Raw genomic sequence first — 400 nt, forward strand, 5'->3', positions numbered from 1 at the left:
TTATCGTCGGACACGTTACTAAAGACGGGCAGATCGCCGGGCCGCGTTTACTCGAACATATGGTAGACACTGTTTTATACTTTGAAGGTGACCAACATCACACGTTTAGAATTTTACGCGCAGTAAAAAACAGATTTGGATCGACAAACGAAATGGGTATCTTTGAGATGAAGTACGATGGTCTAAAAGAAGTCTTAAATCCATCTGAAATTTTCTTAGAAGAACGTTCTAAAAATACGCCAGGATCTGCGATTGTTGCGACGATGGAAGGGACACGCGCGATGCTCGTTGAAATACAAGCACTCGTCACGCCAACGCATTTCCATAATCCAAGACGTATGGCTACAGGAATCGACCACAATAGATTATCACTACTCATGGCAGTATTAGAAAAATCTGA

Annotated in this window: 1 pseudogene; it reads left to right on the forward strand. The window is 42.2% G+C overall.

Features of this window, described 5'->3' with window-relative positions:
* Positions 1 to 400: pseudogene (locus tag HMPREF3029_RS08640) on the forward strand (DNA repair protein RadA); the annotation flags it as partial.

The organism is Nosocomiicoccus sp. HMSC059G07 (assembly GCF_001815515.1).
Taxonomy (GTDB): Bacteria; Bacillota; Bacilli; order Staphylococcales; family Salinicoccaceae; genus Nosocomiicoccus; species Nosocomiicoccus ampullae_A.